The organism is Comamonas fluminis (assembly GCF_019186805.1).
In the GTDB taxonomy this organism is placed as follows: Bacteria; Pseudomonadota; Gammaproteobacteria; order Burkholderiales; family Burkholderiaceae_C; genus Comamonas; species Comamonas fluminis.
The window spans coordinates 1693679-1707087 of the sequence record NZ_CP066783.1; the positions used below are offsets into that span (position 1 = coordinate 1693679).

Annotated in this window: 12 protein-coding genes and 1 tRNA gene; 6 read left to right on the forward strand and 7 right to left on the reverse strand. The window is 60.7% G+C overall.

What is annotated here, in order from left to right; all coding sequences use genetic code 11:
- Positions 1 to 7 precede the first annotated feature (7 nt).
- From JDW18_RS08105 to JDW18_RS08120, 4 genes are all read right to left on the reverse strand, one after another.
- The gene (locus tag JDW18_RS08105; RefSeq protein WP_218243142.1) at positions 8 to 1405 is read right to left on the reverse strand and encodes a multicopper oxidase family protein; all 1398 of its coding nucleotides are present in this window, start codon (positions 1403 to 1405) and stop codon (positions 8 to 10) included.
- 1 nt (position 1406) lies between these two features.
- Positions 1407 to 2840 carry a TolC family protein gene (locus JDW18_RS08110; protein ID WP_218243143.1) on the reverse strand — a complete coding sequence of 478 codons (1434 nt, stop codon included), beginning with the start codon at positions 2838 to 2840 and terminating at the stop codon, positions 1407 to 1409.
- Positions 2837 to 3181 carry a hypothetical protein gene (locus JDW18_RS08115; protein ID WP_218243144.1) on the reverse strand — a complete coding sequence of 115 codons (345 nt, stop codon included), beginning with the start codon at positions 3179 to 3181 and terminating at the stop codon, positions 2837 to 2839. Before JDW18_RS08115 ends, JDW18_RS08110 begins: the two co-directional genes overlap by 4 nt.
- A 118-nt stretch (positions 3182 to 3299) precedes the next feature.
- A complete protein-coding gene (locus tag JDW18_RS08120; protein WP_218243145.1) occupies positions 3300 to 3758 on the reverse strand; it encodes a hypothetical protein in 459 nt (152 codons plus the stop codon).
- 177 nt (positions 3759 to 3935) lie between these two features.
- Between JDW18_RS08120 and JDW18_RS08125 the strand changes: the two genes are divergently transcribed.
- The gene (locus tag JDW18_RS08125; RefSeq protein ID WP_218243146.1) at positions 3936 to 5120 is read left to right on the forward strand and encodes a GGDEF domain-containing protein; all 1185 of its coding nucleotides are present in this window, start codon (positions 3936 to 3938) and stop codon (positions 5118 to 5120) included.
- A 2-nt stretch (positions 5121 to 5122) separates the two neighbouring features.
- Here the strand turns inward: JDW18_RS08125 and JDW18_RS08130 are convergent, their stop codons facing one another.
- Entirely contained in the window at positions 5123 to 7297 is a 2175-nt protein-coding gene (locus JDW18_RS08130) for a heavy metal translocating P-type ATPase (RefSeq protein ID WP_246610345.1), read from the reverse strand.
- 39 nt (positions 7298 to 7336) lie between these two features.
- On the opposite strand from JDW18_RS08130, the gene JDW18_RS08135 reads away from it, so the two are divergent.
- The 4 genes from JDW18_RS08135 to JDW18_RS08150 all read left to right on the forward strand — a co-directional run bounded on the left by JDW18_RS08135 (position 7337) and on the right by JDW18_RS08150 (position 10411).
- Positions 7337 to 7810 carry a MerR family DNA-binding protein gene (locus JDW18_RS08135; RefSeq protein ID WP_218243147.1) on the forward strand — a complete coding sequence of 158 codons (474 nt, stop codon included), beginning with the start codon at positions 7337 to 7339 and terminating at the stop codon, positions 7808 to 7810.
- Between the two features lie 57 nt (positions 7811 to 7867).
- Complete coding sequence (locus tag JDW18_RS08140) at positions 7868 to 8671, forward strand: MlaE family ABC transporter permease (protein WP_218243148.1); 804 nt, start codon at positions 7868 to 7870, stop codon at positions 8669 to 8671.
- Between the two features lie 73 nt (positions 8672 to 8744).
- The gene (locus JDW18_RS08145; protein WP_218243813.1) at positions 8745 to 9719 is read left to right on the forward strand and encodes an MlaD family protein; all 975 of its coding nucleotides are present in this window, start codon (positions 8745 to 8747) and stop codon (positions 9717 to 9719) included.
- A complete protein-coding gene (locus JDW18_RS08150) occupies positions 9716 to 10411 on the forward strand; it encodes a hypothetical protein (RefSeq protein WP_218243149.1) in 696 nt (231 codons plus the stop codon). The genes JDW18_RS08145 and JDW18_RS08150 overlap by 4 nt, the downstream gene beginning before the upstream one ends.
- A gap of 85 nt (positions 10412 to 10496) precedes the next feature.
- Here JDW18_RS08150 and JDW18_RS08155 read toward each other — a convergent pair whose 3' ends face one another.
- Positions 10497 to 11558, reverse strand: coding sequence for a porin (locus tag JDW18_RS08155; protein WP_218243150.1), 1062 nt, complete (start codon positions 11556 to 11558; stop codon positions 10497 to 10499).
- Between the two features lie 500 nt (positions 11559 to 12058).
- On the opposite strand from JDW18_RS08155, the gene JDW18_RS08160 reads away from it, so the two are divergent.
- Positions 12059 to 12135 (forward strand) — tRNA-Pro (locus JDW18_RS08160).
- Between the two features lie 317 nt (positions 12136 to 12452).
- Here the strand turns inward: JDW18_RS08160 and kce are convergent.
- A complete protein-coding gene (gene kce / locus JDW18_RS08165; RefSeq protein ID WP_218243151.1) occupies positions 12453 to 13382 on the reverse strand; it encodes a 3,5-dioxohexanoate:acetyl-CoA acetone transferase in 930 nt (309 codons plus the stop codon).
- Between the last annotated feature and the right edge of the window lie 27 nt (positions 13383 to 13409).

The following is a 13409-nucleotide window of genomic DNA, read 5'->3' on the forward strand; positions in this document are numbered from 1 at the left end:
GCCTTCTTCAATGATGAGAGTGGTCTTTGCTGGCGTCGGGCTTGTGCACGTTGGCAGCACCGGGCGCGTTGCCGGGCGCGGTCTGGCGCGGGGCCTGGGCATCTAGCGGTGCACCTTGCCATTCATAGGCCACGCTGCCCTTGGGCTGGGTGTACCAGCCGGGATCACGGTAGTCATTCGCGCCCAGGTTTTTGCGCACCTTGAGGGTGGTGAACATGCCGCCCATTTCGATGTTCCCGAACGGGCCCTTGCCCGTCATCATGGGGAAGGTGTTGTCGGGCAGCGGCATCTGCATGGCGCCCATATCGCCCATGCCGCGCTCGCCCATCAGCATGTAGTCGGGCACGATCTTCTGGATCTTGCCCACCAGACCTTTGTGGTCTACGCCAATCATGGTAGGCACGCCATGCCCCATGGCGCCCATGGTGTGGTGGCTTTTGTGGCAGTGAAAAGCCCAGTCGCCCAGCTCGTCGGCGGTGAACTCAATCTGCCGCATCTGGCCCACGGCCACGTCGGTGGTCACCTCGGGCCAGCGTGCTGTCTTGGGCACGGGGCCGCCGTCGGTGCCGGTCACCTCAAACTCATGACCATGGATGTGGATGGGGTGGTTGGTCATGGTCAGATTGCCCACGCGGATGCGCACCCGGTCGCCCTGTTTGGCCACCAGTGGGCTGATGGCCGGGAAGGCGCGGCTGTTGAAGGTCCAGATATTGAAATCCGTCATCTCGTTGATGCGCGGCGTCATGGCGCCGGGCTCCACCGCATAGGCGCTGAGCAAAAAAGCGTAGTCGCGTTGCACGCTGTCGATCAGCGGGTGGGCGCCCCGACCTTGCACGTTCGGGTGGGTGATCCACAAGCCCATCATGCCCATGGCCATCTGCACCATTTCGTCCGAATGCGGGTGGTACATGAACGTGCCGGGGCGGCGCGCTACAAATTCATAGACATAGGTTTTGCCGGGCGGGATATGCGGCTGGTTCAGGCCGCCCACACCGTCCATGCCATTGGGCAGGCGCTGGCCATGCCAGTGGATGGTGGTGTTCTCCGGCAGGCGGTTGGTGACAAAGATGCGCACCTTGTCGCCTTCCACCACTTCGATCGTGGGGCCCGGCGACTGGCCGTTGTAGCCCCACATATTGACGAAAAATCCGGGCGCCACCTCCCGCACCACGGGCTCGGCCACGAGGTGGAACTCCTTGACGCCCGCATTCATGCGCCAGGGCGTGGTCCAGCCGTTGAGCGTGACGACTGGGTTGTAGGGGCGGCCATTCGGCGGTGTCAAAGGCGCAGTCGTGTCTGCGCTGCTTTGCATCACGGGCTCGGGCAGAGCCGCCATGGCAACCTTGCTGACGGAAGTGGCGGCGACTGCGGCAGCCGCGCCGGTGAAAAAGGATCGGCGTTGCATATCAGTGACCTGCCTCGGCTTGTGCAGCAGGGGCTGCGGTGGTTGCAATGGATGGAGATGTGTCCGGTGATGTACCGGTAAGGGCCAGTTGCAGATCGGTCTCGGCCAGCCAGAAGTCGCGCTGCGCCTCGGTCGCCGTGACCACGGCCTGCGTGGTGCTGCGGGCCTGGGCCAGCAACTGCCAGACGCTCATGAACATACCGTTGTAGCGGTACACGGTTTCTTCCTGCATGAGCTTGGCAAGAGGCAGCACCTCGGCCTGCTGCTGCTGGGCCAGGTCGTAAGCCGTGCGATAGGCCAGCCAGTTGCTGCGGGCCTCGCTGCGCGCGCGTATGGCGTTGTCGCGCAGCAGCGATGCGCTGCGCAGCACCTGGTTTTTGGCGGTGGCGCTGGCGGCAAAGCCCCAGTCAAACAGCGGCAGCGGCACATCAAACTCCCAGCCCTGGGTTTTGTCACTGTGGCCAGTGCTTCTGTCGGTCGTGGTGTTGTTGCTGTAAGTCGCGCCGATATCGCCAAAGATGCTGCCCACCGTGGCCCAGCCCTGGCGGCCTGCGGTCACGTCCAGATCGCGGCGCAGCGCGCCCAGGTCCAGCCGCTGGCGCAGCGCCGTGGCTTCCGCGTCGTCGCCGTTGCGCAGTTCGGCGGCTTTGGGTAAGGCGGGCAATTGATCGGGCAGCTTGAAGCTCAGTTGCTGGCCCCACAACCCCATGCGGCGGGCCAGTTGCTCGCGCTCCAGCTGGGCGTTCAATCTTGCTCGCGCCAGTTGCGCGGCAGCCTGCTGCTGCTGGGCCAGTTCCTTGGCTTGGTCCATCTTGCTAAAGTTACCGACCTGAGCCATGCGGCGTGCCAGCTCGCCGCCCAGGGCTGCGGCCTCATGCATGCGTTCGTTGGCGGCCAGGGCTTGCTCGGCTGCCACGGCGCGCAGCCACGCGCGGCGCGTGTCGGCGGCAAGCAGCAGCACTTGCTGGGCGGTAGTCAGCGTGGCCTGCTCCATCTGCCAGCCTTGCCAGCGGCTACGCCAGGGCAGGGTAATGAGTTGCACCAAGCCAAAACTCAGCTGGCGCTCAATCTCGCGCTCGTGGCCGTTGCGAAAGCGGCCAAAGGTAAAGCTGGGATTGGGCAGGGTCAGGGTCTGCACACGCTGTGCGTCGGCAATGCCCAACTGCGCCAGTTGTGCCTGCAGGCCGGGGTTGTTCAGCAGAGCAATGCGCACGGCGGTATCGGCATCGACCAGTTGCTTGAGCCAGTCGCTGATCTGCTGCTGCGCGTCTTGCTGGGCCTGTGCATCAGGCGAGGGCAGTTGTGCGCCAGTGGGCAAGCGGCCTTGGGTGTGCTGGGCCACATTGCCGCGCAGACCATCGGGCGAAATGCTGGCGCAGCCTGCGAGGGCGAGAGCGAGCAGCAGCGGCGCAGATAGGGTGAAAAAGCGGCTCATCGCTGGCCTCCATCTCCGTGGTGATGCTGGGCCTCGGCAGGTGTATTGGCTGGCGGGTGTTTGCTTGCAGCCTGGGCTTTTTCCCACTGCACCACATCGGCATGGCCACGTGGAAACCGTGCTACTGCGGCATTGGCCGCTTTCCAGTCGCCGCTCTGATCGACAATGCTGCCACTGGCGGGCAGCGGCTGATGGTGCAGTGCTGCGGTGGGTGCATTGGGGTCAAAGACTGCGGGGCGGGCCGCAGAGGGCTGCACCGCATCTGCTGCAGAGGCCGGCAAAGCCGCGCCCAGCATGGCGGTGGCCAGAGCCAAAAAAACAAGGGAATGCGCTGTGCGCATAAGAAATTCCTGAAGTCGAGACCAGATTCACGACCGCAAGGATTTTGAGTGTTTTAAGCCTCAAGCCCAGATAGCAAACACGCTGGTTGCTATCAAAATTGCGGACGCACCTAGGGTGTCAGACGGCAGAAATCGGTGGCTTGATCAGCGCCAGGGGCGCAATGCTGGCAAAGCGATCCGCACCGTGACGGGGCTGAATCGTTGCAGGGATGGGAGTATTGAACAGAGCCCACTGAGGCTGACCCAAAGCCGTATGGCACAGGCCGCAGGTGGTGCAGTGGCCGCCATGCGAGCCGCAGTCGCTGGCATCTGCAGCGCCGCATTGCACACTGGCAGAGCCATGACCGGGACCATGGTGCATGGTCATCGCAGCATGCTCGTCATGGCTCATGTCCATATTTATGCCCATATGTGAGCCATGCGCCATGGAGTGATCCATATCCGCCATCTGCTGCGTGACTGCTGCGACCATATGCGCTGGCGAATGAGCGGCAGGGCTTTCCATGGCCATGACATCGCCTGCCAGGCCACGCAGGGCCAGCAACAGCATCATGAACAGGGAAAGAAAGCGGCGCATGGAGGGAATGATAAGCGCAGGCGGCAAAAATTCCTGCGGCAAGGTCTCTGGAATGGCTTGCTGGGCTTGTCTCTGAAATGTGAATATTTGTAATCAAATTCCTACATTTTTGATTATTCTGCTGCCTAGCAGGCAGCATCGATGCCATTTCAAACTTTGACCGAAAGGAGCAGGCCTGTGACGACTGGCCAATATTTCGCCTTGAGTTTGCCGATGGTGACCTTGCTGCTGGCGCTGGGCTTTGCGGCCTGCTGGTTCTGGCAGCCGCGCATGTCCCAGAGGCCAAGGCAGCATGACTGGGCCTGGATGGCTGGCTGCCTGGCGCTGTTCAGTTTGGGTCTGAGTGGACAGATCGCGCATATTCCGCGCGACTATGCACACAGCGCCGTGGTGTCGGCGCTGTGCTATCACCTGTCTGTCTGGTGCCTGGCCGAGGCCATGTGTGCGCGTTTTGGTGTGCGGGTGGACTGGTTGGGCGGCTTGCTTGCCGGTGGGATGGCGCTGGCGTTGCTGGTGTATTACGCCTATGTGAACTATCAGCTGTATGTGCGCATCTATGTGCTCAATTTCGGGCTGGGTGCGCAACTGGGGCTGTGCTGCTGGCGTTTGTTGCATAGCTGGAGCAGCTACCCCGGCAAGCTTGAGCGGGCCGTGCTCGGGATATTTGGCCTGTTTGTGCTGAGCTTTTTTGTGCGCACTGTGCTGACCACGCCATCGACCCGCAGCATGGACGAATGGAAGATTGGCGGCTCTGCTTTCTGGATTGTGCTGCAGCTGAGTTTGCTGGTTTTTGCGCTGCTGTTTGTCATGCTGTATGTGGCCATGGCCGTGCAGTCCATGGTCAACCGCCTGCAGGATGAGCGCAACCAAGACCCGCTGACCGAGTTGCTCAACCGCCGCGCTTTCTGGGAAGCGCTGGAGCATGGGCCGCGCCAGACGCAGCAGCCGCTGGGTTGCCTGCTGGTCTGTGATGTGGACTATTTCAAGCAGGTCAATGACCGCTGGGGTCATGGCGTGGGCGACGCTGCGTTGCAGGCGCTGGCGCGCATCCTGAAAGACTCGGTGCGCAAGGGCGACTTGGTCGCGCGCTTTGGTGGCGAAGAGTTTGTGCTGCTGCTTTATGGACTCACGCCTGCGGGTGCCCAGGCCGTGGGCGAGCGCATTCGCCAGCGCCTGCAAAAGCTGCGTTTTGCCGATCTGCCATCGAGCTTTCGCATCACGGTCAGCATGGGGCTGGTGCCTGTGCAGGAACCTGCGGCTCTGGCCTCATCGCTGCAACGCGCGGATGCGCTGCTCTATCAGGCCAAGCAGCAGGGGCGCAACCGCATATGCAGCGAGCCTCTGGCGGAGCTTGCTGCTTAAACTTATCGCCCCCAGTGCCGCAGGCGCAGGCCATTGGCCACCACCAGCAGGCTCACGCCCATATCGGCCAGCACGGCCAGCCACATGCTGGCGTGGCCTGTGAGTGCCAGGATGAAGAACGCGACCTTGATGCCCAGTGCCAGACCAATGTTCTGCCACAGCACGCTGTGGGCGCGCTGCGAGAGGTCGACCACCTCGGGGATGCGGCGCAGGTCATCGTTCATCAGCACCACGTCCGCCGTTTCCATGGCAATGCCGGTGGCATGCATGCCACCCATGGCAAAGCCGATATCGGCCTGAGCCAGCGCTGGCGCGTCGTTGATGCCGTCGCCCGTCATGGCCGTTGGGCCGATGTCGCGCTGCATTTCGCTCAGGGTTTTGAGCTTGTCCTCGGGCAGCATATTGCCGCGCGCGTCGCTAATGCCGGCTTCTGCGGCTACGGTGCGCACAGTGGCGGTGTTGTCACCGCTGAGCACCACGGGTTTGACGCCCAGCGCCTGCAATTGCTGCACGGCTTCCTTGGCCTGAGGACGCAGCGGGTCTGCCACAGCAAACAGGGCTTGCACCCCCAGGCTATTGGCCAGCAGGGTGACGGTGCGGCCTTGCTGTTCCTGCAGACTGAGCGTAGCTTTCAGCTCGGCACTGTCCCAGCCTTGCTCGCCCACCCAGCGAAGATTGGCCAGCGTCCACCGCTCGCCATCGACCATGGCCTGCACGCCGCGTCCGGGCAGGGCCTGAAGTTGCTGTGCTTCGGCAAAGTTCTGCCCCACTTTTTCTTGCAGACCCTGTGCAATGGCACGCGAGACCGGGTGGTCCGAGCGTGAAGCCAGTGCATAGACGCGGGCAGCGGCTTCATCGCTGGCTGCGCCATTCCAGCTTTGCCAGTCCACCAGTTGGGGCGAGCCGGTGGTCAGCGTGCCGGTTTTGTCCAGCGCAATGGCTTTGAGCTGGCGAGCGCTCTCCAGCGCACTGCCGCCCTTGATCAGAATGCCGCGCTTGGCCGCAGCGGTGAGGGCGCTGACCACCGTCACAGGGGTAGAGAGCACCAGTGCGCAAGGGCAGGCAATGACCAGCAGGGCCAGCGCCTGATAAGCCGCCTGGTGCCAGGTCCAGTCCATGACCCAGGGTGCCAGCACACCCAGCGCAATCGCCAGCACCAGCACGATGGGGGTGTAAATCTCGGCAAAGCGATCGACAAAGCGCTGGGTAGGGGCCTTGGACGACTGGGCCTGTTCCACGGCATGCACGATGCGGGCAATCAGGCTGTCGCTGGCGGGAGCGGTAACGCGCAGGTGCAATTCACCGTCCTGGTTGATGGAGCCGGCGTAGAGCTCATCGCCCGGGCCTTTGTGCGCCAGAGCGCTCTCGCCGGTGATGGGCGCCTGATTGACCGAGCTTTCGCCTTCCGTCACCTCACCATCCAGCGGCACGCGGGCGCCGGGGGGAATGCGCAGCACGGAGCCTAGCGGCACATCGCTCACCGCCATGCGCTGGGTGCTGCCGTCGGGCTGCAGCACATCAGCCGTTTCGGGGGCCAGTTGCAGCAGATTGCGAATCGCCATGCGGGCCTTGTCCATGGCCTGGTCTTCAATGCGCTCGGCGGCGGCATACAGCGCCATGACCATGGCCGCTTCGGGCCACTGCCCGATGATGAAAGCGCCGGTGACGGCCACCGCCATCAGCGCATGAATGCCCAGCTTGAAGCGAAACAAATCCTTGATGCCGGCCTTGTAAACCCCCAGTCCCGAGAGCGCAATACCCAGCACCGCCAGCGCCATGCCCAGGTATTGCAGCACCACATTCGAGCCATCGCCGCCAAACCAGTGGCAGGCCTCGGCCGCCAAAGCCGCTGCCAGCGCCGCGTAAATGCGCGGCCAGCCGGGCAGCACGCCGTGGTCGTGCCCGTGGTCATGGCCATCGTGCTCGTCATGATCGTCGCCATGGGTGTGGTCATGGCTCTTGGTGGGCTGGCTGATGGAAAACGGCGCGCAGCAGCCAGTGCCGCAGGCGGAATCGGCGGTTTCTGCTACTGATTTAGTAGAAGTTGCAGCGCGCGCATGATCGTGCCCATGGTCATGGTCATGGTCATGGTCATGGTCATGGCTGTGCTCACCATGATGCGCATGCTCGTGGCTGTCATGGGTGTGGGCTGGGTTGGACAGGCTTTCTTGCTTCATGGCAGTATTGAAAACAATAAAGTCACTTCAAGGTCAAGCATGGCCCTCAATTCCCCTGATCTTCCGCGCTGGCGCATTGGTGAGGCGGCCAGGCGCTCGGGCATCGCCGCCGCCAATATTCGTTACTACGAAAAAGAGCAATTGCTTTCTGCAGGCGTGCGCGAGGACAACCAGTACCGCCTCTACACCGATGGCGATGTGCACCGCCTGCGCTTTATCCGCCTGTGCCGCGCCATGGATATGTCGCTGGATGAGGTGCGCACCTTGCTGGCGCTGGACGGCGCACGCAAGGCCGATTGTGTGGCAGCCCGTGACACGCTGGACACGCATCTGGGCCATGTGCGTGAGCGCCTGGCAGAGCTGCAGGCGCTGGAGCATGAGCTGGAACACCTGCGCGGCCAGTGTGATGGCACGGACAGCTATTGCCACATCATCGAAGCCCTGCATGCCCAGGCCGATGAGCCCTTGCCCGAGACTTTGCAGGGTGGCGCTGCCACGAAGCGCCATGTCTGACACGCCGCATCTGCGCTTTGCGCCCATGCCATTTGCGGCGAACGCTATCATTCCTGCATGAGCTGGAGCGAAACCACCCTCAAGCTGCCCGGGCGACTGTGGGCCGGGCTGCTTGCCCAGGCCATGGCCTGGTGGCGCAGCATTTACCTGACGGCGGTAGTGCTGGTGCTGGTGGTCACCCCTTCCAGCTACCGGCGCGGAGCCCGCGGCATGCTGGCGCAGCAGATTTATGCGCAAACCGCGCCCATCCTCACCGGCTTTACGGCGCTGGCGGCGCTGCTGTGCGCGGTGATTGCGCGTATTGTGATGGTGACGGCGCAAAGCTATGGCCTGTCGCGCTATGCGCTGGACCTGGTAGTGCGGGTGATGGTGATTGAGCTGATTCCACTGACGGCAGCGCTGTTCGTGGCCATGCGCTGCACCATTCCGGCGGGCGTGCAGGTGGTGCAGATGCGAACGAGTGGGCAGCTCGATGCCTGGCGGCGCCAGGGCATAGACCCGATTCGCGCCGCACTGGTCCCGCGTGCGGCTGCTGGCGTTTTTGCCGCCATCACGCTGGCAGCGCTGAGCGTGATCGTGGCACTGGTGACGGTGTACATCACCGTTTATGGTTTCAGTCTGGCGGGGTTTGGTGGCTACACCCGGGTGTTCGGGCGCATTTTTACGCCGTCACTGACGCTGGTGTTTTTGCTCAAAACCTGGTTCTTCAGCCTGGCCGTGGCCATTATGCCGCTGGCCTCGGCGCTGTACACACCTGTTGCGCGCCACCGCCAGGGCGGGGCCGAGCTTGGTGGTTTTGCCCGCATGTTTGCTGTGTTGCTGCTGATCGAGGTGATCTCGCTCATGGGCAACTATTACTGATAAGGATGTAGCGGTGACTGAATCCGATAAATCCGCAATGAGCAGCGCCGTATCGCGCAGCAGAGAAACCCGAATGGCCGAGGAGCAGTTGATTGACGATGAGCTGCTGGACCTCAAGCCCGTAGCCCATCTGCGCGCCAAGGCGGCGGCGCTGCTGGCGCTGACGCTGCTGCTGATTGTGGGTGCTGCTGGCTATCTGCTGTATGCGCGGGGCGTATTCGAGCCCACGCAACAACTGGTGCTGACGGCGGATGACTCCGAGGGCGTGACTGTGGGCATGGACATGACGTTCTCTGGCTTTGCCATTGGTCGTGTCAGCAAGATTGAGCTGGCCAAAGATGGTTCTGTGCGTATTCTGGTTGATGTGCCAGAGAAAGATGCCCACTGGCTGCGTCAGTCTAGTGTGTTCACGCTGGTCAAGGGCATTGTGGGTGGCACCACCATCAAGGCCTATTCAGGCATGCTGGATGATGCCCCTTTGCCCCCTGATTCTGTACGCCCTGTGCTGAGCGGGGACGCTACGGCAGAGCTGCCGCAGATCATCAACTCTGCCAAGGAAGTGCTGGCCAATGTGGCGGCCATGACTTCGACCGATTCGGCGCTGGGTGGCTCTCTGGCCGAAGTGCGCAAACTGGCGGAACGCATGCAAGGGCAGGGCGGCGCCCTGGGCGTAGTACTGGGCAGCGACGAAGAGGCCAAGAAAGTAACCCAGTTGCTGGAGCGCACCAGCTCCGTGGTGGCGCGCATGGACCGCATGGTGGCACGTGCGGATAGCCAAGTGTTTGATGCCAATGGCGTCATGCCCCAGGTCAAGGCAACCGTCGAGCAGCTCAACGGACTGCTGGCCGATACGCGCAAGAGCATGGCCAAGGTGGACTCGGTACTGGCTGATCTGCAGGTGGTGGGCAGCAATACCAAAGAAGCATCCACTGATCTCGGTGCCTTGCGCGCTGAAGTCGAGAGCAACTTGTTGCGCCTGGAATCCGTGCTCAATGATTTGCAGCGCAAATGGCCGTTCGCCCATAAACCGGATTTGAAGCTGCCATGACCTCATACCTTAAACAAAAAGTGCCTCAGGTCCTCAATGGTAAAGCGCTGGCTGCTATTGCTGTGATAGCGCTAGCTGGTTGCGGCAGTCAGCCGCCAGCACCAGACTGGGCATTGAGCGCCGAGGCTGCGGCCACAAAAGCCACAAGCGCGTATCTGCAGGGCCAGCAGCGCGTGGAAGCCCTGCAATGGCAAAAAGCCCGCGACGCCGTGGCCAGCACGGGGCGCCCTGATCTGGCCGCCCGGGTGGAGTTGATGCGCTGCGCAGCCCAGGTTGCCAGTCTGCAGTGGGACAACTGCCCTGGTTATCAGTCGCTGGCAGCAGATGCCCAACCTGCAGAGCAAGCCTATGCGCGCTATCTGCAAGCCCAGCTGGATATGGCCGATATTCCACAACTGCCCGAGCCGCAGCGAGCCGTGGCTTCGGCCATTGCCGCATCAGGCACGCCAGCTCTCGCAAATATCAAAGACCCCTTATCCCGCCTCGTCGCCGCAGGCGTCGCACTGCGTGCGGGCAGCGCATCGCCTGAACTGTTGCAACTGGGTGTGGACACCGCCTCGGCACAAGGCTGGCGCAGGCCTTTGATGGCCTGGCTGCTACTGCAACGTAAAGCCGCGCAGCAAGGCGGCAATGTGCAAGAAGCGGCGGTTATTGACCGGCGTTTGAAGTTGCTGGAATCGCCCAAGCCTTGAGTTGAGCAACTGCAGAAAACAAAAAGCGAGGCCGGGGCCTCGCTTTTTTTGGGGCAATCCAGGCCAGAGGCCTGGATCATCACGCTTAGAAGCGGTGACGGATACCCACAGCCACGCTGGTGCCAGACTTGGTGTCTGTCCACTTCACGCGGTCATACATCACAGCACCGTAAACGTCGGTGCGCTTGGACAGAAAGTGGTCGTAGCCCAGGGTGTAAGTGGTGCGTTTGCCTTCATCCAGACCCACTTCAGACTTGGTGTGAGCTGCTGCAGCCTTGAAGGTGCCAGCGGTGCCTGTCACGGGCACGTCCAGACCCAGAGAGTAAGTGGTGTTCTTGATATCTACTGGCAGAGTCTGAGCTTTGACCTTGGCCTGGCCATAAGTGCCATACAGTTTCACAACGTTGAAGTTGTAAGAGCCGCCGACCATCCAGTCGCTCTTGGTATCTTGGACGGTGTGGCCTTGAGCGCCAGCGATCTGAACGCGTTCATAGAAGGCAGTCAGGTTCAGTGGGCCTGCACCGTACAGCACGTTTGCACCGACGTTCTTTTTGCCGCGTTGACCAGAGGCAGACTGCTCGCCAAACTGATAGTGAACATTGGCCTTCAGACCGCTGAAATCAGGGGTGGAGTAAACAATCTGGTTGCTCCAGCCGGTATCCGTACCAGTGGTGACTTGTGCATTTGTCCAGCCTGCAGAGAAGTTAGGCACGTTTGCATGCAGCACCAGTGGGGAGACTGTGAAAGAGTCCCCAAAGGGGTTGGTCAGAATGGTAGGCAGGAAGTTAGGAGCCATGCCGCGGCCCAGGCCCACGCGACCAAAGCTGCCGCTCAGACCGACGTTTGCATCGCGAGAGAAAAAGGTATCGCCGGGAATACCGCGATTCATCTCACCGCTGTCTGCGCGGAAGAAGGCAGTGATATTGAAGTCCGCCTTGAGGCCACCACCCAGATCTTCAGTGCCTTTCAGGCCCCACCAGGAGGTAGTCAGGCCGCCAGAGCCAACGACACCGGTGCGATCAGTGCCGGGTGCCTTCAAAGAGCCGGCATACATATCTACCAAGCCAGTCAGTTGCACATTGCTTTGAGCGTGAGCGGCGCTGGCGCATGCCAGCACAGCAGCGATAGCGATCAAGGAATTCTTCATGGAGAGCTTTCTTGTGTTGAGTGTTTTGTTTACGTTTGGAAATATAGCGGCGCTTTGCATACACAGCGGTATTCGATGCAGCACAGCTCGATGAAATCACCTTTTCAAAGTCGTAACAGTGGTTTTTTCACATCAGGAAGGCAGGGGAATCACGGAGGGCGCGCATGTGCGGTTATCGCTTGGCTGGTTTTTTGTGAGCAGCAAGGCTAGCTTTGATAAGCCTTGGGTAGTGAGCAAGCGCTGGCGCCTGAGATTCGGTGGAATGGCAGTCATTCCATGTTGGAAGAAGTGCCCCAGCTTCGCATCGGTGTCTGCTGGAGCCTGCAAGCCATCACTGTTGTGAATGGATGCATTTCCCTGTGGGGGTGTTCAGAGTCCAGTTGTGTCTCGCAAGAGCTGGGACGAGAAGGCAAAGTTCGGGGAAAAGGCACTTTTTTGAAAAAAGTGAGCGTTTTCCCGAAAGCAGTCATTTTTTGTCCCTATAATTCATCCCATCAACACGGAATGTAGCGCAGCCTGGTAGCGCACTTGCATGGGGTGCAAGGGGTCGCGAGTTCGAATCCCGCCATTCCGACCAATCTAGATAAGGGTTCCTAGCTATCAAGTTAGGAACCCTTTTTCTATTGTTGAAGATTTACCTCAAAAGGGGGTAACTCAGGGGTGGCAGCAGTCAAAAGAAAGCAGGCTTGCATACCCGCACTTTTGCGATGGAGCCAAGGGTACCCAAACGATGGGTCGTTCAGGGTGATGTGCAGCACGCCTCAGAAGCAACCACAACGGCATCTTTGTCCGCCGAAGCAACGGTGCAATTCATGCTGGCCTTCCTCCAAAAAGCAAAGGGCTGTATCCGCCAGTTTGATGGATACAACCCTTATTCAACAGACAGATGACTGCTTACAGCTTCATGCGTGAGCGATCTTTCAGTTGGAGTATCTCGCGCACATCTGCGGGAGTTGCAATCTCCAGCGACAGGGCTTCAAGAATGGAGCGTATGCGCGTGACTTGTTCTGCGCTGCTTTTTGCCAGCTGACCTGGCTGGCCCCACAGGCTGTCCTCAAGGCCCACGCGTACGTTGCCGCCCAGTGCGGCCGACATGGTTGCAATGGGTATTTGATGACGACCAGCACCCAAGACCGACCACACATAGTCGTCACCAAACAATCGGTCTGCCGTGCGCTTCATCATCAGCACGTCTTCGTAGTGCACGCCAATGCCTCCACGAATGCCGAATACGGTCTGGATAAACAGTGGTCCGGTCAGCAAGCCTCGATCACGAAAATGTGCTGCGGTGTAGAGGTGCCCCACGTCGTAGCACTCGATTTCAAACCGCGTACCGGTCTCTCCACAGGTGCGCAGAATGTGTTCGATATCGCGGAAGGTGTTGCGGAAGATGTTGGCATCGCTGTTCTTCAGGTACGGCTCTTCCCAGTCGTATTTGAAGTCCTTGAAGCGATTCAACATCTCATACAGCCCGAAGTTCATCGTCCCCATATTGAGTGAAACGATCTCAGGCTCAAACACCAGGGCCGGCTGCAAGCGCTCTTCCACCGTCATGATGGGTGAGCCACCAGAGGTGATGTTGATGATGGCATCACACTCGCTTGCAATGCGCGGCAGAAACTGGCGAAAGAGTTCAGGATCCTGCGATGGCTTGCCATTCTGCGGATCACGTGCATGCAGGTGAACCACAGCAGCACCAGCCTTTGACGCATCGATAGCGGCTTGCGCAATTTCATCGGGTGTCCTGGGCAGGTAGGGCGACATCGAGGGGGTGTGGATGGCGCCCGTTACTGCACAAGTGATGATGACTTTCTTCTGCTTCATGGTGGCTTGCTCCTGCAGTCACAGGTC

Bases quoted from the DNA above. Each gene is read 5' to 3' on its own strand.
- JDW18_RS08155 (WP_218243150.1), bottom strand. From the start codon at position 11,558: ATGAAGAATTCCTTGATCGCTATCGCTGCTGTGCTGGCATGCGCCAGC.
- JDW18_RS08110 (WP_218243143.1), bottom strand. From the start codon at position 2,840: ATGAGCCGCTTTTTCACCCTATCTGCGCCGCTGCTGCTCGCTCTCGCC.
- kce (WP_218243151.1), bottom strand. From the start codon at position 13,382: ATGAAGCAGAAGAAAGTCATCATCACTTGTGCAGTAACGGGCGCCATC.
- JDW18_RS08115 (WP_218243144.1), bottom strand. From the start codon at position 3,181: ATGCGCACAGCGCATTCCCTTGTTTTTTTGGCTCTGGCCACCGCCATG.
- JDW18_RS08150 (WP_218243149.1), top strand. From the start codon at position 9,716: ATGACCTCATACCTTAAACAAAAAGTGCCTCAGGTCCTCAATGGTAAA.
- JDW18_RS08140 (WP_218243148.1), top strand. From the start codon at position 7,868: ATGAGCTGGAGCGAAACCACCCTCAAGCTGCCCGGGCGACTGTGGGCC.
- JDW18_RS08120 (WP_218243145.1), bottom strand. From the start codon at position 3,758: ATGCGCCGCTTTCTTTCCCTGTTCATGATGCTGTTGCTGGCCCTGCGT.
- JDW18_RS08145 (WP_218243813.1), top strand. From the start codon at position 8,745: ATGGCCGAGGAGCAGTTGATTGACGATGAGCTGCTGGACCTCAAGCCC.
- JDW18_RS08135 (WP_218243147.1), top strand. From the start codon at position 7,337: ATGGCCCTCAATTCCCCTGATCTTCCGCGCTGGCGCATTGGTGAGGCG.
- JDW18_RS08105 (WP_218243142.1), bottom strand. From the start codon at position 1,405: ATGCAACGCCGATCCTTTTTCACCGGCGCGGCTGCCGCAGTCGCCGCC.
- JDW18_RS08130 (WP_246610345.1), bottom strand. From the start codon at position 7,297: ATGAAGCAAGAAAGCCTGTCCAACCCAGCCCACACCCATGACAGCCAC.